Origin of the sequence: Kitasatospora phosalacinea (genome assembly GCF_000717185.1) — a bacterium.
Classification (GTDB): Bacteria; Actinomycetota; Actinomycetes; order Streptomycetales; family Streptomycetaceae; genus Kitasatospora; species Kitasatospora phosalacinea_A.
The window spans coordinates 1-23,811 of the sequence record NZ_JNYE01000100.1 but is presented as its reverse complement, the minus strand read 5'-3'; the positions used below and the strand labels follow the sequence as shown (position 1 = coordinate 23,811).

17 protein-coding genes are annotated in these 23,811 nt (G+C 75.4%); 10 read left to right on the top strand and 7 right to left on the bottom strand.

Features of this window, described 5'->3' with window-relative positions; translation table 11 throughout:
* Positions 1-49: 49 nt before the first annotated feature.
* The gene (locus OO57_RS31210; protein WP_033256094.1) at positions 50-2,482 is read right to left on the bottom strand and encodes a hypothetical protein; all 2,433 of its coding nucleotides are present in this window, start codon (positions 2,480-2,482) and stop codon (positions 50-52) included.
* 460 nt (positions 2,483-2,942) lie between these two features.
* Between OO57_RS31210 and OO57_RS31205 the strand changes: the two genes are divergently transcribed.
* From OO57_RS31205 to OO57_RS31195, 3 genes are all read left to right on the top strand, one after another.
* Positions 2,943-3,938, top strand: coding sequence for a glycosyltransferase family 2 protein (locus OO57_RS31205; protein WP_033256093.1), 996 nt, complete (start codon positions 2,943-2,945; stop codon positions 3,936-3,938).
* Between the two features lie 148 nt (positions 3,939-4,086).
* Complete coding sequence (gene pcrA, locus OO57_RS31200; protein ID WP_033256092.1) at positions 4,087-6,717, top strand: DNA helicase PcrA; 2,631 nt, start codon at positions 4,087-4,089, stop codon at positions 6,715-6,717.
* Between the two features lie 168 nt (positions 6,718-6,885).
* Entirely contained in the window at positions 6,886-7,290 is a 405-nt protein-coding gene (locus tag OO57_RS31195; RefSeq protein ID WP_033256091.1) for a cobalamin B12-binding domain-containing protein, read from the top strand.
* Between the two features lie 77 nt (positions 7,291-7,367).
* On the opposite strand, the gene OO57_RS31190 is transcribed toward OO57_RS31195, so the two are convergent.
* The 3 genes from OO57_RS31190 to OO57_RS31180 all read right to left on the bottom strand — a co-directional run bounded on the left by OO57_RS31190 (position 7,368) and on the right by OO57_RS31180 (position 11,053).
* A complete protein-coding gene (locus OO57_RS31190) occupies positions 7,368-8,930 on the bottom strand; it encodes a DUF5691 domain-containing protein (RefSeq protein WP_033256090.1) in 1,563 nt (520 codons plus the stop codon).
* Positions 8,931-9,104: 174 nt separating this feature from the next.
* Positions 9,105-10,418 (bottom strand): SWIM zinc finger family protein, encoded by a 1,314-nt coding sequence (locus tag OO57_RS31185; protein WP_033256089.1) that lies wholly within the window; start codon positions 10,416-10,418, stop codon positions 9,105-9,107.
* 281 nt (positions 10,419-10,699) lie between these two features.
* Complete coding sequence (locus tag OO57_RS31180; protein ID WP_033256088.1) at positions 10,700-11,053, bottom strand: MerR family transcriptional regulator; 354 nt, start codon at positions 11,051-11,053, stop codon at positions 10,700-10,702.
* Between the two features lie 104 nt (positions 11,054-11,157).
* On the opposite strand from OO57_RS31180, the gene OO57_RS31175 reads away from it, so the two are divergent.
* From OO57_RS31175 to sucD, 6 genes are all read left to right on the top strand, one after another.
* The gene (locus OO57_RS31175) at positions 11,158-11,574 is read left to right on the top strand and encodes a hypothetical protein (protein WP_033256087.1); all 417 of its coding nucleotides are present in this window, start codon (positions 11,158-11,160) and stop codon (positions 11,572-11,574) included.
* 156 nt (positions 11,575-11,730) lie between these two features.
* Positions 11,731-12,828, top strand: coding sequence for an ATP-binding protein (locus OO57_RS31170; RefSeq protein ID WP_033256086.1), 1,098 nt, complete (start codon positions 11,731-11,733; stop codon positions 12,826-12,828).
* Positions 12,825-15,263, top strand: coding sequence for a DUF5682 family protein (locus tag OO57_RS31165; protein ID WP_418909931.1), 2,439 nt, complete (start codon positions 12,825-12,827; stop codon positions 15,261-15,263). Before OO57_RS31170 ends, OO57_RS31165 begins: the two co-directional genes overlap by 4 nt.
* 49 nt (positions 15,264-15,312) lie before the next feature.
* Positions 15,313-16,446, top strand: coding sequence for a VWA domain-containing protein (locus OO57_RS31160; protein ID WP_033256085.1), 1,134 nt, complete (start codon positions 15,313-15,315; stop codon positions 16,444-16,446).
* A 375-nt stretch (positions 16,447-16,821) separates the two neighbouring features.
* Positions 16,822-17,994, top strand: a complete 1,173-nt coding sequence (gene sucC, locus OO57_RS31155; RefSeq protein ID WP_033256084.1) for an ADP-forming succinate--CoA ligase subunit beta — start codon at positions 16,822-16,824, stop codon at positions 17,992-17,994.
* Between the two features lie 18 nt (positions 17,995-18,012).
* Entirely contained in the window at positions 18,013-18,903 is an 891-nt protein-coding gene (sucD, locus tag OO57_RS31150; protein ID WP_033256083.1) for a succinate--CoA ligase subunit alpha, read from the top strand.
* Between the two features lie 124 nt (positions 18,904-19,027).
* On the opposite strand, the gene OO57_RS39985 is transcribed toward sucD, so the two are convergent.
* Positions 19,028-20,482 carry a LuxR C-terminal-related transcriptional regulator gene (locus tag OO57_RS39985; RefSeq protein ID WP_051778475.1) on the bottom strand — a complete coding sequence of 485 codons (1,455 nt, stop codon included), beginning with the start codon at positions 20,480-20,482 and terminating at the stop codon, positions 19,028-19,030.
* Positions 20,483-20,599: 117 nt separating this feature from the next.
* On the opposite strand from OO57_RS39985, the gene OO57_RS31140 reads away from it, so the two are divergent.
* Complete coding sequence (locus tag OO57_RS31140) at positions 20,600-21,871, top strand: DUF6350 family protein (RefSeq protein ID WP_051778474.1); 1,272 nt, start codon at positions 20,600-20,602, stop codon at positions 21,869-21,871.
* A gap of 156 nt (positions 21,872-22,027) precedes the next feature.
* On the opposite strand, the gene OO57_RS31135 is transcribed toward OO57_RS31140, so the two are convergent.
* Together OO57_RS31135 and OO57_RS31130 are read right to left on the bottom strand one after the other, a co-directional pair.
* Positions 22,028-22,786 carry an ABC transporter permease gene (locus OO57_RS31135; RefSeq protein ID WP_051778473.1) on the bottom strand — a complete coding sequence of 253 codons (759 nt, stop codon included), beginning with the start codon at positions 22,784-22,786 and terminating at the stop codon, positions 22,028-22,030.
* Positions 22,783-23,691, bottom strand: a complete 909-nt coding sequence (locus OO57_RS31130; RefSeq protein WP_033256082.1) for an ABC transporter ATP-binding protein — start codon at positions 23,689-23,691, stop codon at positions 22,783-22,785. The genes OO57_RS31135 and OO57_RS31130 overlap by 4 nt, the downstream gene beginning before the upstream one ends.
* Positions 23,692-23,811: the final 120 nt, after the last annotated feature.

Below are 23,811 nucleotides of genomic sequence, written 5' to 3'. Positions count from 1 at the left end.
CGGACCTCCGCGGAGGTCCGGGCCTTCACCGTCGCGGCCGACGGGACGGTCAGTGCAGCTCGTAGACGCCGATCCGGCCGTTGTCGAACACCTTGGCGGCCAGCACCGCCAGCTCGGGCGACTCGGCGCGGACCTTGCGGTTCACGAACAGGTAGCGCACGTGGTGCTCGTCGTGCAGCTGCGCCAGCACCTGCGCGGTCGGCCGGTAGAAGGCCTCGTCGTTCAGCGCCAGCAGCGGCTGGTCCCAGAAGCCCGGGTCGGTGCCGGCCATCACCCGCGGGGCGAAGGCCCAGCCCTCGACCAGCACCGAGCGCTCCGAGTAGGCGCTCAGCGCGAAGTCCCGGTAGTCCTTGCACGGGGCGGTCGGGTCGGCGAAGTCGTCGTACGACCAGCAGTGCTCGTTGGTCGCCAGCACGTCCGTCGGCTCGCTGTGCGCGCGCACCCAGCGGGCCGCGTCCACCTTGGAGGCGGGCAGCGGCATCGAGCCCCAGACCGTCGCGTCCCAGACCGGCTTGGGCAGGTCCAGCACCAGCGTCGGGGCGCCCGCCAGCAGCGCGGCGGTCAGCAGCACCACGCCGCCGCGGCGGCGCATCCGCGGCACCGCGCGGGACAGGCCCCACCACAGCAGCGCGCACAGCACGCCGACGCCGAGCAGCGCCAGGCCGGCCGCGACGATCGGGAACAGCCCGGACGCGGAGCCGTTGCCGTCCGGGTTGCCGCCCAGGAAGGCGCGCAGGAACCCGCTCCTGGTCGGGTGCAGGGCGTGCAGGTGCCCGGCGAGCCGGTCTAGCCAGGCGGAGTCGTGCTTGTCGACGACGAACCAGGTCAGCAGCACCGTCCAGCCCACCGCGAAGGCGGCCAGCACGGCCCGCCCGGCCCGGCCCAGGTCGGCCCGCTCGAAGGACTCGCAGTAGCCCCAGGCGGACAGCAGCACGCCGAAGACCAGGCCCGCGTGCGTGAAGTAGCCCGCGTTCCAGCCGCTGACCAGGACGAACACGGCCGGACCGGCCACGGCACCGCCGAGCAGGAACCACTGCACCGGCTCCAGCTTCAACCGGCTGCGCCACAGCAGCGGCAGCGCGCCCGCCATCCGCAGCTGGGTGTTGACCACGAAGGCGAACAGCACCAGCGCCACCACCACGGCCTGGCCGGAGGCGCCGCGCAGGCCGTGCGGGTCGGCCCAGCCGTAGCGGAGGTTGGAGAACGGGTCCACCGTCAGGCCGTACGTCTTGAACGCGAAGATCACCGCGGTGGAGAACAGCTGGGCGGCGGCCACGATCGCGCCGAGCTTGACCACCGTCCACGGGATCCGCCGGCTCACCAGCAGCCCGACCGCGCCCGCCAGCGCGAGGGCCGCCAGGGTGACCGGGACGGAGGTGGCCTTGGCGGCGCTGGAGGCGAAGGCGAACAGCACCGTCAGCACGTACACGGCCCGGCCGCCCAGCTGGGGCACCGGCGCGCCGGTCTCCCGCTCGGGGCGGCGCAGCGCGTCGCCCGCGGTGGCGATCAGCGCCAGCAGCAGCGGCTGGCTGTACGTCATGGAGACGCTGCCCCACACCATCAGCGTGGTCTGCGGCGAACCGAACGGGGTCTGGCCGTGCCCGCCGTTGAACTCGCCGATCGCGAACAGCAGCAGGCCCGCGATCGGACCGGCCCAGATCCGGCCGGTGAGCCGGTGCGCGACCACCGCGGCGACCAGCATGGTGAGCGCGCACAGCGCCGGGATCATCAGCCGCAGCTGCACCACCGGCAGGTCGAGGTGGCCGACCAGGCTGGTCATCGCCTCGTGCACGAACGCGAACCAGTGGTACTGCAGCGGCTCGCCGGCCGCCTGCGGGAGGGTCAGCGGGAAGGCGTGCTTCGCGTTGCCGGCCAGCGACATCTGGTACGACAGGTCGATGAACTGGCGGCTGGCGTCGTCCGCGGGCATCAGCGGCGTGCGCGACAGGTACGTCCGGTACAGGTAGCCGCTGGTCAGCGCGACCGTCCCGGCCACCGCCCAGGACCAGCCCACCGGGACCTTCGCGTAGCCGCGCACCCACCAGTGCCGGCGCAGCCGCGGCACCGCGGCGAACGGCACGACCACCAGCAGCGGCCAGAGCACCGCCGCCCCGGCCAGGCCCAGCGGCAGGAACAGCGCCCAGGCGGCGAGCTCCAGCACCAGGCCGGTGACCGCGCCCAGGACCAGGTCCTCCAGCAGGGTGTGCGGAGCACGGCGCAGCGAGCGGTACACCAGCGTGCCGGGCAGCAGCACACCCCAGGCTATGTAGAACCCGTACCTGGCTATGGAGTTCAGCGGGGTGTCGGACGCCACCAGGGTCGCCAGCAGCAGCGCCAGGGCGGCGAGGGCGGGCAGGAAGCGCCACACCGCGCCGAGCGCCCCCGGGCCCTCCGGGCGGCCCCGGACGCCGTCGGGGCGCCGGGGGTCGGGAACCGCGGGCGGGACGTCCGCCGCCACGGGGGTGTCGTGAAAGGTGCCCATGAGACTGTTTTCTCCCCCTGGAGTGCTCGGTGGCTCTGCGCCGACCTGGAGAACGGAACGGTGCCGGCCGCGGCTCGGGAGCGGGGGCGGGGCCCCGGGGGAGGGGACCGCCTACCGCCGGGCAGCGGCGCAGGCGGTCGGTGACGAGCGTGGTCCTGAGGTGGGACGACCCGGCTCGACAGCGCGGACTTCGATAGCATGCCGTACGCGACCCACAGGCTACCAGCAGGGTCCGGAGGCCTTCCGGGGCGGGCGCCGGAGCGGTTCCGGGCCGGTCTCGGGCCAGTCTCGGGGCGGTCTCGGGGCGGCTTCGAGCGGCTTCTGAGTGTTCGTCGGAACCGGGGGGTTCCGGGCAGCTCGGGTGACGATTCCGTATGGGGCGCCTTGCTAGGATGCGCTCGATCAATCGAACCTCTGCGTCATTGACTCATCGAACTACTCTTCTCTGGCGGGAAACCCCATGGCGGCTGCACGAGCCACGACGACCCTGTCCGTCGTCATTCCGATGTACAACGAGGAAGCCGCCCTGCCGGCCCTCGTCGCCCGTCTCCGCCCCGCGCTGGACGGCACCAACGTCTCCTACGAGGTCGTGGCCGTGGACGACGGCAGCGCCGACCGCACCGCGGAGCTCCTGGAGGAGATACGCCTGGGCTGGTCGGAGCTGCGCATCGTCAAGCTGCGCCGCAACTCGGGGCACCAGGCCGCGCTGACCGCCGGTCTGCACAGCTCGGTCGGCGACTACGTGGCCAGCATCGACGCCGACCTGCAGGACCCGCCGGAGAAGATCCCGGAGATGCTGGAGCTCGCCCGGCGGGACAAGCTCGACATCGTCTACGGCGTCCGCTCCGACCGCAGCACCGACAGCGGCTTCAAGCGCCGGACCGCCGGTCTGTACTACTGGCTGATGCGCCGCATGGTCGGCAAGCGGGTGCCGTCCCAGGCGGGCGACTTCCGGCTGCTCAGCCGCGAGGCCGTCGACGCCCTCAAGGCGCTGCCGGACCAGCAGCAGGTCTACCGCCTGCTGGTGCCTTGGCTGGGCTTCCCCAGCGGACAGGTCACCTACTTCCGCGAGGAGCGCGTCGCGGGCGAGACCAAGTACCCGCTGAGCAAGATGATCCGCCTCGCGATCGACAGCATCACCAACTTCTCCGCCGCGCCGCTGCGGATCGCGACCTGGCTGGGCGTGCTGAGCTTCTTCGGCTGCTTCGCGATGCTGGCCGCCACCATCGGCGTCTACCTGGCCGGCCACACCGTGCCCGGCTGGACCTCGCTGTTCGTCGCGATGCTGTTCATCGGCGGCATCCAGCTGATCTGCGTGGGCCTGCTCGGCGAGTACATCGGCCGGATCTACACCGCGGTGCAGAAGCGCCCGACCTTCTTCATCGGCTACGACTCGGCCGACGTCCCGCAGCGGCGCGACGCCGAGCGGGCCGAGCGGGTCGACGTCGGCGTCTGACCTCCCGGAACTCCGGGACGGCCCGGCCCCCCGCCGCGGGGGCCGGGCCGTTCGCGCTGCCGGGGGCGGTGCGGGGCGGGCCGGTGCGGTGCGGTGCGGGCGTCGGGGCGGACCGGATGTCGGCGGCGGGCCATAGACTCGAAGGGCCATGAGTAGCCTCTTCGATGACCTCCCGCTCCCCGGCTTCGAGCGCCCCGCCGTCGGGTCGAGCCCCCGCCCCGCAGCCCAGCAGTGGTCCGAGGAGGAGGCCCCGCCCCCGGACGAGCCGGACGAGCCGTACGACGCCGGGCCCTACGACGGGGCGTACGAGGAGGAGCTGCCCGACGGGCTGTTCGCCACCGACCACGCCGCCGAGGCCGAGCGCGACGCCTGGCACCGCAACGGCGCCGCCCGCACCGTGGTCGACCCGGCGCAGCTGCTGGAGGGCATGAACGACCCGCAGCGCGAGGCGGTGCTGCACGCCGGGTCGCCGCTGCTGATCGTGGCCGGCGCGGGCTCCGGCAAGACCCGGGTGCTGACCCACCGGATCGCCCACCTGCTGGCCGCCCGCGGCGTGCAGCCCGGCGAGATCCTGGCGATCACCTTCACCAACAAGGCCGCGGGCGAGATGCGCGAGCGCGTCGAGGCGCTGGTCGGCCCGCGCGCCAAGGCGATGTGGGTCTCCACCTTCCACAGCGCGTGCGTGCGCATCCTGCGCCGCGAGGCCAAGCAGCTGGGCATGAACTCCAGCTTCTCGATCTACGACTCGGCGGACTCGCAGCGCCTGATGGCCCTGGTCTGCCGCGACCTGGACCTCGACCCCAAGCAGTTCCCGCCGAAGTCCTTCACCTCCAAGATCAGCAACCTGAAGAACGAGCTGATCGACGAGGAGACGTACGCCGACCAGGCGGCCAACCCGACCGAGAAGAAGCTCGCCGAGGCGTACTTCCTCTACCAGCGGCGGCTGCGCGAGGCCAACGCCCTCGACTTCGACGACATCATCATGGCCACCGTCAACCTGCTGCAGGCGTTCCCCGCCGTGGCCGAGCACTACCGGCGCCGGTTCCGGCACATCCTGGTCGACGAGTACCAGGACACCAACCACGCCCAGTACACCCTGGTGCGCGAGCTCTCCGGCGGCTCCGCGGGGCAGGCGCCCCGGAGGACCGTCGACGGCGACCACGTGAACCCCGCCGAGGCGGGCCTCGCGCAGGTCCCGCCCGCCGAACTGTGCGTCGTCGGCGACGCCGACCAGTCGATCTACGCCTTCCGCGGCGCGACCATCCGCAACATCCTCCAGTTCGAGGAGGACTACCCGAACGCGACGACGATCCTGCTGGAGCAGAACTACCGCTCCACCCAGACCATCCTGAGCGCCGCCAACTCGGTCATCGAACGCAACACCAACCGCCGCAAGAAGAACCTCTGGACGGCGGGCGACCAGGGCGAGCAGGTCGTCGGCTACGTCGCCGACGACGAGCACGGCGAGGCCCAGTTCATCGCCGAGGAGATCGACCGGCTCACCGACGCGGGCGACGCCCGCCCCGGCGACGTGGCGATCTTCTACCGCACCAACGCCCAGTCCCGGGTCTTCGAAGAGGTGTTCATCCGGGTCGGCCTGCCCTACAAGGTCGTCGGCGGCGTGCGCTTCTACGAGCGCAGGGAGGTCAAGGACGTCCTCGCCTACCTGCGGGTCCTGTCCAACCCCGAGGACACCGTCCCGCTGCGCCGCATCCTCAACGTCCCCAAGCGCGGCATCGGCGAGCGCGCCGAGGCGATGATCGACGCCCTCGCCTCGCGCGAGCGGATCTCCTTCGCCGCGGCGCTGCGCCGGGTCGACGAGGCGTACGGGATGGCGGCGCGCTCCGCCAACGCGGTGAAGAAGTTCAACGAGCTGCTGGCCGGGCTGCGCCAGGTCGTCGACTCCGGCGCCGGACCGGCCGCCGTGCTGGAGGCCGTCCTGGAGGAGACCGGCTACCTCGCCGAGCTCCAGTCCTCCACCGACCCGCAGGACGAGACCCGGGTGGAGAACCTCCAGGAGCTCGCCTCGGTCGCCCTGGAGTACGAGAAGGACCCGGGGGAGCGCCCCGAGGGCGACGAGGGCCCGCCGGTCGGCTCGCTCGCCGACTTCCTGGAGCGGGTCGCGCTGGTCGCCGACTCCGACCAGATCCCCGACGGGGAGGAGGACGGGGCGGGCGTCATCACGATGATGACCCTGCACACCGCCAAGGGCCTGGAGTTCCCGGTCGTCTTCCTCACCGGCATGGAGGACGGGATCTTCCCGCACATGCGGGCCCTCAACCAGGCCAAGGAGCTGGAGGAGGAGCGCCGCCTCGCCTACGTCGGCCTCACCCGGGCCCGGCAGCGGCTCTACCTGACCCGCTCGGTGCTGCGCAGCGCCTGGGGCCAGCCCTCCTACAACCCGGCCTCGCGCTTCCTGGAGGAGATCCCGGAGAAGCTGATCGAGTGGAAGCGGACGGGCGCGGCCGCGGTGCCGCCCTCGCGCGGCTACTCGTCCTCGGGCTCGGGCTCGTCCTCGGGCTCGTACGGGTCCTCGCGGGGCTCCGGGTTCTCCACCGCGGCCTCGCCTAAGGCCGGTTGGGGCAAGTCCGCGCGGACGGTCACCGACCGGGAGGTCGTCGCGCTCGCCGTCGGCGACCGGGTCAGCCACGACAGCTTCGGCCTCGGCACCGTCGTCGGCGTCGAGGGCGTCGGGGACAGGGCCAAGGCCACGGTCGACTTCGGCTCCGCCGGGCGCAAGGTGCTGCTGCTCCGGTACGCCCCCGTCGAGAAGCTCTGAGTAGTCGGACGGCCCCGTGGCGCTGTGATTTTGCCCTCCTCTCGGCAGGTGGGGAAGGACGGCGGCGCCGCGGCCCGCTAACCTCCCCTCAGGTCTGTTAGAAGTGGTTAACACCGAGCCCGCGACCAGGTCGGCCGGGTGGTGGACAACATGGTCCAGGAGGCAGTCATGGTGGTGTCGGGGCCGATCCGAGTCGTGGTGGCCAAGCCCGGGCTCGACGGGCACGACCGGGGAGCCAAGGTCATCGCGCGGGCGCTGCGCGACGCCGGCATGGAGGTCATCTACACCGGCCTCCACCAGACCCCCGAGCAGATCGTCGACACGGCGATCCAGGAGGACGCGGACGGCATCGGCCTGTCCATCCTCTCCGGCGCGCACATGACCCTCTGCGCGAAGGTGATCGAACTCCTCAAGGAGCGCGACGCCGCGGACATCAAGGTCTTCTGCGGCGGGATCATCCCCGACGCGGACATCACCGAGCTCAAGGCCCTCGGCGTCGCCGACATCTTCACCCCGGGCACCTCCACGCAGGAGGTCGTCAGCTGGGTGCAGTCGAACCTGCGCGCCAGCTGAGAAGCCCTTCGGCCGAGAAGCCCTTCCAGGGGCCCGGGGAACGACAGCCCCGGGCCCCTGGTGTCGCGTCCCGCCGCTCACTCCAGTTCGGTGAGCATCGCCTGCCGGAAGCGCAGCGTCCCCGCGAGGCGGGTGAAGGTGTCGGACCAGGCGGTGTCCGGGGAGGTGTCGGCGGCCAGGGCCTCGACGGCGGGGGCGGTCTCCGGGGCGAGGGCGCGTTCGGTCATGCCGAGGACGCCGCTGTGGCTCCACGGGTAGGAGCCGAGCTCCGCGGCGCGCTTGAGCGCGGCGACGACGGCGGTGGAGAGCGGGGGCGTCCACGGGGTGGCGCAGGCGCCGAGGAGCTGGAAGGCGTCGCCGAGCCCGTGGGTCTGGACGAACGCGGCCGTCCAGGCGGCCCGTTCGGCGGGCGGGAGGACGGCCAGCAGCTTCGCCGGGGCGCCCGGGGTGCGGGTGTCGCGGCCGGGGCGGGGCGGGGTGCCGAGCAGGGCGCGGGCCCAGGCGGCGTCCTGCTGGCGGACGGCGGCGCGGGCCCAGGCCTCGCGCAGGTCCTCGGCCCACTCGGCGCCGCCGCCGTCGGGCGCGTCGACGGTCGGCAGGGCGAGCAGCTGCTCGGGGCCCAGGCCGGTGCCGGTGGTCCACAGGGCGAGCGGCGCCCCGGCGACGACCTCGCCGAACCACCAGGCGCGTTCGCCGCGCCCGGTGGGCGACTTGACCGGTATGCCGTCGCGCTGCATGGCGGCGTCGCAGGCCGCGGGCGGGGTGACGTGCAGCCGGTCGCCGTCGTGGCGGACGGCCGCGCGGGCGCGGGCGGCCATCCGGGCGGCGAGGGCGGAACCGGGGAGGGTGGAGAGCAGTTCCGCGGCGGTGGCCCGGACGTTCTTGGAGCGGTCGGACAGCGCGGCCTCCAGGAAGTCCTCGTCCGCGGCGGAGAGCCCGTCCTGCAGGGAGTCGAGGAACAGCACCCGGTCCTCGGCGCGCTCGGTGCTCCAGGTGGAGGCGAGCAGGGCCAGCCCGGCGGCCGGGTCGGTGCGGCGCAGCCGGGTGAGGTGGGTGACGCGTTCGGCGAACAGGCCTTCCTGCCACAGGAGTTCACCGGGCTGCTGGTGGACGTCCTGTTCCCCGGCGGTGCGGGTGACGTACTTCCAGTCGGGGTTGTGCGGGGCCAGCCAGCGGCCGAGCGGGCCGGCCAGGGCGACGGCGTCGGAGCGCAGCTCGGAGCGGGCCCGGGCGGTGTCCAGCAGGGTCGGGACGAGGGCGGGCGGCAGCCGGTAGCCGCGGGTGCGGGCGGCGGTCAGCCACTGCGGGAGGAGCTCGGCCAGGTTGGCGGTGCTGCCGTGGCCGCCGCGGGTGCCGAGCAGCACGGCCAGGCGGCGGGCGGCGGCCTCGGGCAGGGCGGGCCGCGGGTCGTCCGGTGCGGGCGCGGGCGTCTCCACGGCGGGGGCGGGCAGCGCCCCGGCCCGGCGGCGGACCGCGGCGACGGCGGCCAGGTCGAGCAGGGCGCCCGCCGGATCGGTGCGGTCGACGGCGGCGGCCAGCGCGGTGCGCGGCTCGGGCAGCGGGCGGCGGTCGGTGCCGAGCAGGGCGGCGCCCTGCAGGTCGGCCCAGTCGTCGGCGGGGGCGAGCACGGGCGCGGTCATCCCCGGGCCCCGTTCGGGCGCCGGACGGCGGTGCGGTGGCGGCGGCCCCAGCCGCTGGCGAGGGCGGCCCGGGGGACGCCGCGCTGGTCGAGGTGCTCGTTGAGGCAGGGGGGGCGGGGGGGCGGGGGGGGGGGGGGGTGGGGGGGGGGGGGGGGGGGGGAGCGGCGGGGAGGCTCAGCCGAGCGGGACGGGCCGGTGCTCGGCGTCCCAGGCGGTGACGGGGGTGAAGCCGTGGTGGCCGCACTCGCCGAACAGCGTGACGGGGTGCCCGGCGGAGACCGCGGCCAACCGCCACAGCGCCGCCTCGGGCAGCGCGCCGCGGCGCACCGGCAGGGAGTGGGCGCCGTCGGTGAGCTGCCAGCCCTCCGGCGTGCGGACCGGCACCACGTCGGCCAGGACGGTCGGCCAGCCGTCCAGCCACGGGTCCTCGGCGACGGCGGCGCCGTACCCGGCGAGCGCCCCGGCGGGCGACAGGCCCGCGGGCGCGGCGGCCGGGGCGGGCTCGGGGCCGCCGTAGCGGGTGCCCAGGACGGCCCGCAGCGGGCGGGCGCCCGGGTGGTAGGCCAGCTCGGCCTCCAGCAGGCGGCCGGTGGGCAGCGCGAGGTCGGGGGCCTGGCCGGGGCGGCCGAAGGCCAGCAGCAGGGCGTGCCGCCCGGTCTTCGCGCCGTGCAGCCACACCCGGCGGGTGGTCAGGCGGTCGTCCGCGGTGTCCCGGCTGCCCAGGACGTGCCAGCGGTCCCGGACGGTCGGCCCGGCGAGCAGGTCGGCGGCGTCGGTGGTGAAGCCGACCCGGGTCCGGACCGTCGCCGCCAGGGCCTCCGGCAGGGTGTCGATCCGGCCGTAGGCGCCGGCCAGCAGGTGCAGCATCGCGTACTCCTCCAGCAGTTCGTCCTGCGGGGCCTCGGCCAGCACCCGCACCCGGGACGCCAGGCCCGGCGCCTGGGCGTCGACCATGCGCGCGGCGACCTCCTCCCACGCACCGGCCGGCAGCGGGTCGGCCAGCCCGCGGCGCACGCCGTCGGCCAGCCGCAGCCGCAGCTCGCGGGCCCCGCCCGCGACCCGGGCCGCACGCTTCTCCGCCCGCCGGCGGGCGGCCTCCGGGTCCGCCTCGGCGGCCTTCGCCTGCTGCTTGGCCGCCCTGTCCGCGGCGGCCCGGCCGCGCCCGTCCAGCCACTCCTCGACCCAGTCGGGCGGGGCGGCGCCGTCGGCGACGGCCTCCGGCCCGGCGGCCCACAGCAGCAGCAGGCCCAGGGCGTGCTTGCACGGGAACTTCCGGCTCGGGCAACTGCACTTGTACGCGGGCGTCCCGAGCTCCACCGCCGTCCGGTACGGCGTGCTGCCGCTGCCCTTGCACAGGCCCCACAGCGCGCCCCGCCCGGTGCCGGTGGCCGACCACGGGCCGGGCCCGGAGAGCTTGCCCGCGGCCTTCAGGGAAGCCGGATCGGGCGCCAGCGAAAGGACGTGTTCGGTGCTCCAGCGTTCCTCCATGCCGTTGACGCTAGGAGGGGCCACTGACAGTCGAGGGCCCGTCAGGGGCCGCCCCCGGAACCGCCGGCCGCGCCGTACGGAGGGCGGGGCGGTCCCGCGGCGGGGTCTTCCGGGAGGTGGGCCGGGGCGTGGCCGGGCCGGGGCGAGGGGAGCGGGGAGCCGGGGGCCCCGGGGACGGCCCCCGGTCCGTGGTGCTCGGCGCCTGCCCGCCGCCGGGCTGCGGAACCGCTCGCCGTGCCGGTCGGCCGGAGGCCGGAGGGGGCCGGGACCCGGGCGGACCGTCAGACCGGCCCCAGCGGGCAGCCGGTGCCGACCCGCCCGGCGAGGTCGGCGCGCAGCGCGGCGAGCTCCGCCGTCCGGGCGTCGATCAGCGCGATCTTCTCCCGGAACAGCTCCGAGAGCCGCTCGGCGGCGTCCGGCGCGGCGCTCAACTCGGCGCCGGTGCGGGTGATCTCGGCGAGCGAGAAGCCCAGCGCCTGCGCGGTGCGGACGTACCGCAGCCAGGGTTCCGCCTCGGGCGGGAAGTCGCGGTAGCCGTTGGGCAGGCGCCGGGGGACCAGCAGCCCGGTGCGCTCGTAGAAGCGCAGCGTGTCGCGGCTCAGCCCGGTCCGTTCGGCGAGTTCCCCGATGCGCACGTCCCTGCTCCCGTCGGCGGATCGACCCTGGGACTTGACCCTGGACAGTACTCCACCCCCCAGCATGGGGCCGTCCCCGCCCGAGACGCCACGGAGGAGTCCGCATGACGCCCCGCTACGCCCGCCTGGTCCGCGCCAGCGCCCGGTACGACCTGCTGGTCACCGCCCCCTTCGCCACCCCCTGGACGTACGCCCTCGCGCACCGGGCGCTGTCCGCGGCGTCCGGTGCGCTGGGGCTGGGCGAACTGCCGCCGCCGGAACCGATGCAGACGCTGTTCGCCAACCTGATGGGGTCGGTGGTGCTGGTCTGGGCGCTGCTGCGGCTGCTGCGCCCGCAACCGGTGCACGGGCTGTTCGACGGGGCGGCCCGGGTGCTGTTCGCCTGCTGGCAGGGCTGGGCGCTGGCGCAGGGCGCGACCGGGCTGCTGTGGGGCTTCCTGGTGGTGGAGGCGGCGTTCGGCGCGGCCCAGTTGTGGCCCTGGCGGCGGGCGGCCGACCGGCCCGTCCCGGCGGCGTCCTGACGCCGGGTCGGTTGTCAGTGGCGGGCGGCACAGTGGTGGGTGCACGGGGCGGACGGAGGTTCTCCCTCCCAGGTCAGCGCCGTGCCGTTCGTCCTTCGCGCCCCTGCGCGCAGCGTTCTGACGACCCGTGAGACCCCCGTGAGATCGGAGCAGTCGATGACCACCGAGACGACCAGCGAGGTCCTGCGGCAGCACGCCGAGGACGCGTTCGCCGAGGAGCTGGCCGCCCTCGCCCGGCACGACGACCGGGACCGGCCGGAGCGCTGGCGGCTGTCGCCGTGGGCGGTGGCCACCTACCTGCTCGGCGGCGAGCTCGCCGACGGCACCGTGATCACGCCCAAGTACGTCGGCCCGCGCCGGGTGGTCGAGGTCGCCGTGACCACGCTGGCCACCGACCGGGCGCTGCTGCTGCTCGGCGTGCCCGGCACCGCCAAGACCTGGGTCTCCGAGCACCTCGCGGCGGCGATCTCCGGAGACTCCACCCTGCTGGTGCAGGGCACCGCGGGCACCCCCGAGGAGGCCGTCCGCTACGGCTGGAACTACGCCCAGCTCCTCGCCCACGGCCCGAGCGAGGACGCGCTGGTGCCGTCCCCGCTGATGCGCGCCATGCGGCACGGGCAGATCGCCCGGGTCGAGGAGCTCACCCGCATCCCGGCGGACGTGCAGGACAGCCTGATCACCATCCTCTCCGAGAAGACCCTGCCCGTCCCGGAGCTGGGCTCCGAGGTGCAGGCGGTGCGCGGCTTCAACGTGATCGCCACCGCCAACGACCGCGACCGCGGCGTCAACGAGCTCTCCTCCGCGCTGCGCCGCCGCTTCAACACCGTGGTGCTCCCCCTGCCGGGGACGCTGGAGGAGGAGGTGGAGATCGTCACCCGCCGGGTCGGCCAGCTCGGCCGCTCCCTCGACCTGCCCGAACTGCCGGGCGGCGCCGAGGAGATCCGCCGGGTGGTGACGGTCTTCCGCGAGCTGCGCTCCGGCCTGACGGCCGACGGGCGGACGAAGGTGAAGACCCCCAGCGGCACGCTCTCCACCGCCGAGGCGATCTCCGTGGTCACCAACGGCCTCGCGCTGGCCGCGCACTTCGGCGACGGCGTGCTGCGCGCGGGCGACGTCGCGGACGGCATCGTCGGCGCGGTGGTCCGCGACCCGGTCGCCGACCGCCAGGTGTGGCGCGAGTACGTGGAGGGCGTGGTCCGCGACCGCGACGGCTGGAAGGACTTCTACCGGGCCGCCCGGGAGGTCTCCGCGTGAGTGCCGAGACCGTGAGCGCCCGGGCCGCGGGTGCCGAGAGCGTGAGCGCGGGGACCGCGGGCGCCCGGGCCGCGGGCGCGGAGGTGACGCTGCTCGGGGTGCGCCACCACGGCCCCGGCTCGGCCCGCGCGGTGGCCGCCGCGCTGGCCGCCCTGCAGCCCGACGCGGTGCTGATCGAGGGCCCGCCGGAGGCCGACGGGCTGGTCGCGGCCGCCGCCGAGAAGGAGATGGTGCCGCCGGTCGCGCTGCTCGCGCACGTCGCCGACGACCCGGCGCGGGCCGCGTTCTGGCCGTTCGCCGAGTTCTCGCCCGAGTGGGTGGCGCTGCGGCACGCGCTGGACGCCGGGGTGCCCGTCCGGTTCATCGACCTGCCCGCCGCGCAGGGCCTCGCGCTCGGCCCGCGCGGCGGTGACGACGAGGAGGGCCGAACCGTTACCGGGGAGGGCGACACCTCCGGCGGTGACGGCGCGTCTGAAGAGGGGGAGGGGTCGGGAGTGCCGGGGGGCACTTCCCGGCCCGCGCCCGTCGACCCGATCGCCGAACTCGCCGCCGCCGCGGGCCACGCCGACCCCGAGGCCTGGTGGGAGGACGCGGTCGAGCACCGCACCCCCGACGGCGACCCCCTGGCCCCGTTCGCGGCCCTCGCCGAGGCGATGGCGGCGCTGCGCGAGCACCACCCGGCCGAGCGGCGCGACCTGGTCCGCGAGGCCGCGATGCGCCAGCAGGTCCGGGCCGCCCGCCGGGCCGGGCACCGGCGGATCGCGGTGGTCTGCGGCGCCTGGCACGTCCCGGCGCTCGCCGCGACGCCGACCGTCGCGCACGACCGGGCCCTGCTCGCCGAGCTGCCGAAGAAGCCCAAGGTCGAGCTGACCTGGGTGCCGTGGACGCACCGCAGGCTGTCCCAGCACACCGGCTACGGCGCGGGCATCGACTCGCCCGGCTGGTACCACCACCTGTTCACCGCCCCCGGGCAGCCGGTCGCCCGCTGGATGACCAGGGTCGCCGAACTGCTCCGCGCCGAGGACCACCCGGTCTCCTCCGCGCACGTCATCGAGGCCGTCCGGCTCGCCGACTCGCTCGCCGCGGTGCGCGGCCGCCCGCTGCCCGGCCTCACCGAGACGCTGGACGCGGTGCGCGCCGTGATGTGCGACGGCTCGGACGTCGCCCTCGCGCTGGTCCGCGACCGCCTGGTGGTCGGCGACGCGCTCGGCGAGGTCCCCGACTCGGTGCCCGCCGTGCCGCTGCAGCGCGACCTCACCCGCCTGCAGCGCACCCTGCGGCTCAAGCCGGAGGCCGCGGCCCGCGAACTCGTCCTCGACCTGCGCAAGGACCTCGACGGCGAGCGCTCCCGGCTGCTGCACCGGCTGCGGCTGCTCGGCCTGCACTGGGGCCGCCCGGCCCGCGACAGCGTCCACTCCACCGGCACCTTCCGGGAGACCTGGCAGCTCGCCTGGGAGCCCGAGTTCTCCGTCCGCCTGGTCGAGGCCGGCCAGTGGGGCACCACCGTGCGCTCCGCCGCCACCGGCAGGGCCGTCGCCGAGGCCGCGAAGGCCGAGCTCACCGCCCTCACCGCGCTCGCCGAGCAGTGCCTGCTGGCCGACCTGCCCGACGCGCTGCCCGAGGTGATGCGCGCCCTCGCCGACCGCGCCGCCCTCGACACCGACGCCGGGCACCTCGCCGCCGCCCTCCCCGCCCTGGTCCGCACCCTGCGCTACGGCGACGTCCGGGCCACCGACACCAGTGCCCTCACCGCCGTCGCCCACGGCCTCGCCGAACGGCTCTCCGTCGCGCTGCCCGCCGCCTGCACCGGCCTCGACGCGGACGGCGCGACCGCCCGCCGCGCCGAACTGGACGCCGTCCACCAGGCGGTCGCCCTGCTCGGCGGCGCCACCGCCGAACGCTGGGCCGACACCCTCGCCGCCCTCGCCGCCCGCGAACCGCACGGCGGCCCCGCGACGGGCGTCCCCGGCCTGCTGCGCGGCCGCGCCGTGCGGCTGCTGCTGGACGACGGGCGGCTCGACGCCGAGGAGGCCGGGCGGCGGCTCGGGCTGGTGCTCTCCACCGCCTCCGAACCGGCCGACGCGGGCGGCTGGGTCGAGGGCTTCGTCTCCGGCGGCGGCGCCCTGCTGCTGCACGACCCCGTCCTGCTCGGCCTGCTCGACGGCTGGCTGTGCGGGGTCTCCCCGGAGGCCTTCACCGACCTGCTGCCGGTGCTGCGCCGCACCTTCTCCTCCCTGGAGACGGGCGTCCGCCACACCATCGGCTCCCGGGTCGCCACCGGCCCGCTCACGGCTCCGGCGGCGGGCTCCGCCCCGGACGCCCCGCTCGACGAGGAGCGCGCCGACGCGGCCGTGCCGGTGCTGGCGCTGCTGCTGGGCGTGCAGGTCCCGCAGCCGCGGATCCCCCGCCAGGCGGACCGCCGCGCCACGGCCTGACCTTCCCCCGTTCCCCCGGCCCGATGGGCAAGCCAAGGAGTGAGATCACATGACGGTCCGTCAGGACGACGAACGGATGCGGCGTTGGCGGCTGGTGCTCGGCGGTGACGCGGACGGCACCGGGGTGCGGCTGTCGGGGCGGGACGCGGCGATGGACGGGGCGCTGGGGGCGCTGTACCGGGAGGACGGGAAGCGGTCGGCGGGGCTCGGGGGGTCGGCGCCGAAGGTGGCGCGCTGGCTGGGGGACATCCGGGAGTACTTCCCGACCAGCGTGGTGCAGCTGATGCAGCAGGACGCGATCTCCCGACTCGGCCTGGACCGGCTGCTGCTGGAGCCGGAGATGCTGGCCGCCGTCGAGCCGGACGTGCACCTGGTGGGGACGCTGCTGTCGCTGAAGCACGCGCTGCCGGAGACCACCCGGGAGACCGCCCGCGCGGTGGTCGGCAAGGTGGTGGCCGACCTGGAGCGCCGACTCGCCGACCGGACCCGCTCGACGGTCGGCGGCGCGCTGGACCGCAGCGCCCGGGTGAACCGCCCCCGGCACCGGGACATCGACTGGGACCGCACCATCCGGGCCAACCTGTCGAAGTACCTGCCGGAGTACCGCACGGTCGTCCCGGAGCGGCTGGTCGGCTACGCGCGGGCGCAGCGGGCGGTGAAGAAGGACGTGATCCTGTGCATCGACCAGTCCGGTTCGATGGCGCCGTCGGTGGTGCACTCGGCGGTGTTCGGCGCGGTGCTGGCGTCGATGCCGAGCCTGGACACCCGGCTGGTGGTGTTCGACACCTCGGTGGTGGACCTGACCGAGCAGCTGAGCGACCCGGTGGACGTGCTGTTCGCGACCCAGCTGGGCGGCGGCACCGACATCAACCGGGCGCTGGCGTACTGCCAGTCGAAGATCAGCCGCCCGTCCGAGACGGTCGTGGTGCTGATCAGCGACCTGTACGAGGGCGGGATCCGCAACGAGATGCTGAAGCGGGTCGCGGCGATGAAGGCCGCGGGGGTGCAGTTCATCGCGCTGCTGGCGCTGTCCGACGAGGGCGCCCCGGCGTACGACCACGCGCACGCGCAGGCGCTGGCGGAGCTGGGCGCCCCGGCGTTCGCCTGCACGCCGGACGCGTTCCCGGAGATCATGGCGGCGGCGATCGAGAAGCGTCCGCTGCCGGTGCCCGACCGGCGGTGAGCGGTGCCGGGCGGCGGGCCCGGAGGGGCGGGGAGGGTGTCGAGGCGGGCGTCAAGGGGGGCGGCGGCCACCCGTCCGGGTGAACCGGTGGTGGCCCTCACCGCTGCGCGCCCCCGCTGGTGAGGGGCCCGGAGCGGGCCCGTTGTGACGGTTCTCACCAACGCGGAGCGGGCCCCGGGCGAAACAGGCCGGTCGTGCGGGGATAACCTGCCATGCGGACGTGACGCGCGTGTTGATTGACGATGCGCCCGGCAACTGCGTGGGCCGCAAGGCCGTACATCTGCGTACCCGCTCAGTGTCGACGACCCGCAGCGAAGATCCTGCCGTGGCACGCTCGTAGAGACACATTCCGCGACCACGAACAAGGACAAACACGTGGACCTGTTCGAGTACCAGGCGAGGGACCTCTTCGCCAAGCACGGTGTACCCGTGCTTGACGGCGATGTCATCGAGACCGCCGCAGACGCTGCCGCCATCGCGGAGCGCTTCGGCGGCCGAGCCGTCGTCAAGGCTCAGGTGAAGGTGGGTGGCCGGGGCAAGGCCGGTGGCGTGAAGCTCGCGTCCGACCCGCAGGACGCCGTGGCCAAGGCCGAGGCGATCCTCGGCATGGACATCAAGGGCCACACCGTCCACAAGGTCATGCTGGCCCAGACCGCGGACATCAAGGAGGAGTACTACGTCTCCTTCCTGCTCGACCGCACCAACCGCACCTTCCTGGCGATGGCCAGCGTCGAGGGCGGCGTGGAGATCGAGGTCGTGGCCGAGGAGAACCCGGACGCGCTGGCCAAGATCCCGGTCGACGCGAACGAGGGCGTGACCCCGGAGAAGGCCGCCGAGATCGTCGCCGCCGCGAAGTTCCCGGCCGAGATCGCCGACCAGGTCGCCGACGTCCTGCAGAAGCTCTGGGTCGTCTTCGTCAAGGAGGACGCCCTCCTGGTCGAGGTCAACCCGCTGATCAAGTCCGGCGAGGGCAAGATCATCGCCCTGGACGGCAAGGTCTCCCTGGACGAGAACGCCGAGTTCCGCCAGCCCGAGCACGAGGCGCTCGAGGACAAGGCCGCCGCCAACCCGCTCGAGGCGGCGGCGAAGGCCAAGGGCCTGAACTACGTCAAGCTCGACGGCCAGGTCGGCATCATCGGCAACGGCGCGGGCCTCGTCATGAGCACCCTGGACGTCGTCGCGTACGCCGGTGAGAACCACGGCGGCGTGAAGCCGGCCAACTTCCTCGACATCGGCGGCGGCGCGTCCGCCGAGGTGATGGCGAACGGCCTGGAGATCATCCTGGGCGACGCCGACGTCAAGTCGGTCTTCGTCAACGTCTTCGGCGGCATCACCGCCTGTGACGCGGTCGCCAACGGCATCGTGCAGGCCCTCGCGCTCCTGGAGGGCAAGGGCGAGGCCGTCACCAAGCCGCTGGTCGTCCGCCTGGACGGCAACAACGCCGAGCTCGGTCGCCAGATCCTGACCGACGCCAACCACCCGCTGGTCGAGCAGGTGGACACCATGGACGGCGCCGCTGACCGCGCCGCCGAGCTGGCCAACAAGTAAGGAAGGGGACTTAACACCATGGCTATCTTCCTTACCAAGGACAGCAAGGTCATCGTCCAGGGCATGACCGGCTCCGAGGGCATGAAGCACACCCGCCGCATGCTCGCCTCCGGCACCCAGATCGTCGGCGGCGTGAACCCGCGCAAGGCGGGCACCACCGTCGACGTGGACGGCACCGAGGTCCCGGTGTTCGGCACCGTGGTCGAGGCGATGGAGAAGACCGGTGCCGACGTCACCGTCATCTTCGTGCCGCCGGCGTTCACCAAGTCCGCCGTGATCGAGGCGATCGACGCCGAGATCGGCCTCGCCGTGGTCATCACCGAGGGCGTGCCGGTGCACGACACCGCCGCGTTCTGGGCCCACGCCGGCGCCAAGGGCAACAAGACCCGCATCATCGGCCCGAACTGCCCCGGCCTGATCAGCCCCGGACAGTCCAACGCGGGCATCATCCCGGCCAACATCACCGGCTCGGGCAAGATCGGTCTGGTGTCGAAGTCCGGCACCCTGACCTACCAGCTCATGTACGAGCTCCGTGACCTCGGCTTCTCCTCCGCGGTGGGCATCGGCGGCGACCCCGTCATCGGCACCACCCACATCGACGCCCTCAAGGCGTTCCAGGAGGACCCGGAGACCGAGCTCATCGTCATGATCGGCGAGATCGGCGGCGACGCCGAGGAGCGGGCCGCGGCCTACATCGCCGAGCACGTCACCAAGCCGGTCGTCGGCTACGTCGCGGGCTTCACCGCGCCCGAGGGCAAGACCATGGGCCACGCCGGCGCCATCGTCTCCGGCTCCTCCGGCACCGCCCAGGCGAAGAAGGAGGCCCTGGAGGCCGCCGGCGTCAAGGTCGGCAAGACGCCGTCCGAGACCGCCCGCCTGGCCCGCGAGCTGTTCGCCGCCGCGAAGTAAGCAGCAGCCGCGCAGACGCGCAGGTACGGCGGAGGCGCCGCGCACCGTTGTGACGGTGGGCGGCGCCTCCGGCGTTCCCGGGGCCCGGAGTGTGGGGCCGGGGCGTGGGGTTCGGCGCGGGGGGTCAGAGCACGCAGCGCTCCACCGGGCCGCACGCGGCGGACGCCGCCGGGGGCGGCAGCGGGCGGTGCTCCGGCGGCGGGGCGAACAGCGGGCGGCGGGCCGCGAACGGGTCCGCGGGCGGCGCGCCCGACCGGTCCGGCGGGGGCGGCAGCTGCCCCGGCGGGTCCGCCAGCCGGGCCGGGACGCCCGGCACCGGCCCGCACCACGGCGTCTGCAGGCCCGGCGCGCGGTACGGGGCCGCCGGACCGGCGCTGCCCGAACCGGCCCCGGTGCAGGCCGTCCCGCGCACGGGCTCCGGACGCGCCAGGTCCGACGGGCCCACCCCCAGCAGGGTCGCCACGATCGCCCCGCCCACCACGACCGTCAGCGCCACCGCCGCACCCGTCACCAGGCCCGTGTGCAGCCTGCTGTCCGCGACCAGCCGGGCCGGGGACGGCAGCCGCGGCCCCGGGCAGCCGTGCACCGCCGCCCGGTGCAGCAGGTCCGCCAGCCGCTCCGCGAACTCCGGGTCCTCCGGGTCCGCGCCGACCAGCGCCGGAACCTCCCGGGCCAGCGCGGCCCGCGCCGAACGCACCCGGGCCCCGGCCGCCGCCGTGCTCGACTCCACCTCCACCGCGACCCGCTCCACCGGCAGGCCCAGCGTGTCGTGCAGCACCAGCGCCCGCCGCTGCGGCCGCGACAGCCGCAGCAGCGCCTTCACCAGCGCCCGGTCGCGGTGCGTCAGCTGCTGCGGCGGCTCGGGCGGCTCCGGCGCGCCCGCCCCCTCCACCACGATCCGCCGCCGCGGCCGCCGCAGCAGGTGCGCCCGCCGCGGGCCGCCCCGGTGCCACGGCGACAGCGCCAGGTCGAACGCCTCCCGGCGCACCCGCCCCTCCGGATCCGGGTCCGCCGCCACCTCCTCCCACCGGCGGGCCGCCGAACCCAGCGCCAGGTGCACGCAGTGCACGGCCCGGTGGCGGTGGCCGGTCAGCAGGAAGGTCTGCTGGACCAGCCGGGCGTGCACCAGGGCGGCGAACTCCGCGAAGGAGGCCGGGACGGCGGCGGGGCCTGCGGCGGGCGCGGGGGGCGCGGAGGTTGCGGGGGGCGCGGGGGGACCGACGAACTCGACGGGTGCGGGTGCGGGTGCGGGTGCGGGTGCGGGTGCGGACGCGGAGGCCGGGGGCTGGGGGGCCGGTGCCTGCGGTGCCTGCGGGGCGAGTGCGGCGACCAGGGCGACGGCCTCCTCGCGGTTGCGGACGCCGAGCTTGCGCACCGCCCGGTTGAGGTGGCTGCGGGCGGTGCCGGGGGCGACGCCCAGGTGCCGGGCCACGGCTTGCAGGTCGTCGCCCGCGGCCAGCCGGGCCAGGGCCTGGGCCTCGCGGGGGGCGAGGCGGCGCAGCAGGAGCTCGGCGTCCTCGCGGGCCCGCGGCGGGGTTCCGGCGGTTCGCTCCGGTTCGGCGGTCGAGGGCGAGGTCACCGATCTCCTCCGTGGCAGGTCCGTCCCGGAAAAAGGCACATGTACTGATAATCCGGGACACGGCGAAGGTTCGCGCGGTGACACCCCTCAACGGGTGGCCTTGGCAGCATGAGGGCCATGACGCAGCTGATGGGCCGTCCGATCCTGGGCCTGCCGAGCGACTTGGACAGCCGCTCCACCCTCTCCGACCTGCTCACCGGTGTCCGCACCGCGCTGCTCACCCTGTCCGTGATCGCCGTCCCGGTGTTCGGCCTGTGGGTGCTCGCCCCGTACGGCGACGACACGGCGCAGGACGCGGCCCGGGCCGTCTTCGCGCTCTGGCTGCTCGGCCACGGCGCCCCCCTCGCCCGCGGCCCCGGCGCCGCCCCCGTGACCGTCGCGCCGCTGCTGCTCACCGCCGTCACCGCCGTGCTGCTCTCCCGCGCCGGGCGCCGCCAGGCCCGGCGCGCCCGGGGGCGCGGATGGGTGCGTTGGCGCTCCCCGCTCACGGTGTACGCCGGGTACCTGCTGGTCGCGGCCGTCGCCGTCGCCCAGTGCGCCGACCCGCAGGCCCTGCTCCGCTCCCGGGCCGTCCCCGACCTCACCGCCGTCGCCCTGCTCGCCGCCGCCGCGCTCGGCCACGGCCTGTGGAGCGGACTCGGCCGACCCGTCGCACTGCCCCGCCCGCCGCTACCGCCCGCCCTCTGGCCCGACGGCGCCCCGGCCGTCCTCGGCCGGGCCCTGGCCGGATGGCTGCTCGCCCTGACCGCCGGGGGCGGCGCGGTGTTCGCCGCCGCCGTCCTGCTCGGCTCCGCCGGACGGGACGCGCAACAGCTCGGCAGCGGCGCCGCCGACTGGCTCGGCATGCTGCTGGCCTGCCTGACCCTGGTGCCCAACGCGCTCGCCTGGTCCGCGAGTTACGCACTCGGCGCGGGCTTCGACGTCGGCACCGGGAACCACGCCGGACCGTTCGGCACCCGGCTCGGCCCCGCCCCGGACTTCCCGCTGCTCGCCCTGCTCCCCGCCGACCGCGGCCCCGACTGGCACCTGCTCGCCTGCGCGGCGGCCGTCGCCGCGGCCCTCACCACCGCCCTGCTCATCGGCCGCGCCGCCACCCGCTGGACCCCCGCCCAGACCGCCGCCACCGCCGTCGCCACCGCCTTCGCCGCCGTCCCGCCCGCCCTGCTCGCCGCCCACCTCGCGGGCGGCGCGCTCGGCCCCGGCCGGATGTCCCGGCTCGGCCCCGTCCCCTGGCAGTTCGCCCTCGCCCAGACCGCCTGGCTGCTCGCCCTCGCCCTGCCCGGGGCGCTGCTCCGGCGCTGGTGGCTCGGCCGCCACGGCGACGGCGCGGGGCCGGTGGTCCGCGCCCGGGTGGGGGCGTACCGGCTGGTGTGCCGACTGGCCGCGTAGCGCAACGCGAAGCGCGCAGATGGGGGCGCGGGGAACTGTGCGCGGCGGGAGGTGAACGTCAGCAAGGTCGCGAGGTGGGCGGTGCGTTGCCGTTCCCTCGCGACCTTGCGGTGGGTGCCCGGTTGCTCGCGCAGTTCCCCGCGCCCCTCCGGGTGCTTACGCGTCCTTGCGGTGGAGGGTGCGCAGGCCCGCGAGGGCGGCGGCCAGGGTCCAGGCGGCCATCAGGAGGAGGCCGGTGGTGTGGCCGTAGGGGGTGCCGGGGGCGTCGGCGAGGCGGAGGGCGTACTGGCCGGCGCGGTCGGGGAGGAAGCGGGCGGCTTCGCGGAGGCCGGGGACGGCGGTCAGGGCGGTGGTGCCGAGGAAGACCGCGGGGGAGAGCAGGCCGAGGGCCGCGGTCTGGTTGCGCAGGACGGTGGTGAGCGCCAGGCACAGGACGAGCAGCAGCGGGTGGTAGAGCACCCCCGCGACGAGGGCCCGCACGGTGCCGGGGGCGGACAGGTCCAGGCCCACCGTCGCCGCGGTCGCGGCGAGTTGGCCGCCGACGGTGGCGACGCCGACGGCCAGGCCCAGGCCGGTGCCCAGCAGCAGCTTGGCGCGGTAGAACCGCAGCCGGTCCGGGACGGCGGCGAGCGAGGTGGTGAGCGTCCCGGAGGCGTACTCCTGGCCGACCAGCAGGATGCCCAGGCAGACGACCGCGACCTGGCCGAAGTTCAGCCCGTAGTACAGGCCCTCCATCGGGTCGTCGGTCAGCGAGGTGTCGGTGCGGCCGTACGCGGCCTGGACGGCCGCGGTGATGCCCGCGCTGAGGGCCACCGCGAGGAACGGGGTGGTCCACAGCGGGCGCAGGGTGGCGAACTTCGCCCACTCGGCGCGCAGCGGGTACGTCCGGCGGGCCCGCGGCGTCAGGGTGCTCATGCCGCCACCGCCCGGTACTCGACGGCGTCCGCGGTCATCCGCATGAAGGCCTCCTCCAGGGAGTCGTGGGTCACGGACAGTTCGATCAGCACCACACGGTGCTCGGCGGCCAGGGCGCCCAGCCGGGCCGGGTCGGCGTCCGGGACGTCGTAGGAGCCGTCGGCGCGGGGCACCGCGTCCGGGTGGGCGGTGGCGAGCAGGGCGGCCAGGGCGGCCGGGTCGACGGCGCGGACCCGGACCCGGCGGCGGCCGTGGTGGGCCAGGAAGTCCGCGGTGGAGGTGTCGGCGAGCAGCCGGCCCCGGCCGATCACCACCAGGTGGTCGGCGGTGAGCGCCATCTCCGCCATCAGGTGCGAGGAGACCAGCACGGCCCGGCCCTCGCCCGCGAGGCGGCGCAGCAGGCTCCGGATCCACCGGATGCCCTCCGCGTCCAGGCCGTTCACCGGCTCGTCCAGCAGCAGCGCCGCCGGGTCGCCGAGCAGGGCCGCCGCGATGCCCAGGCGCTGGCGCATGCCCAGCGAGAAGGTGCGGATCCGGCGGTCGGCGACCTCGGCGAGGCCGACCAGGGCGAGCACCTCCGCCACGCGGCGGGCGGGCAGGCCGTGCGAGGCGGCGATCCACCGCAGGTGCCCGGCCGCGGTGCGGCCCGGGTGCACGGCCTGCGCGTCCAGCAGCGCGCCGACCCGGCACAGCGGGCGGTCGAGCCCGGCGTACGGCCGCCCGTCCACCAGCGCCGTCCCGGACGTCGGCCGGTCCAGCCCCAGCACCATCCGCAGCGTCGTCGACTTGCCCGCCCCGTTCGGCCCCAGGAAGCCCGTCACCCGCCCGGGCTCGACCCGGAACGACAGGCCGTCCACGGCCCGGCGCTCGCCGTACGCCTTGGTCAGGTCGCGGATCTCGATCACGGGAACTCCCTTCCTCCGGTTGCCTGTTCCGAGTCAACCGCCCGGGCCGGGGCCGCCGGATCCCGCCCGCGGGTGGTCCGTCTCCCTCCCGGGAGGGAGGAGGGGGCGGGCGGGAGGGGG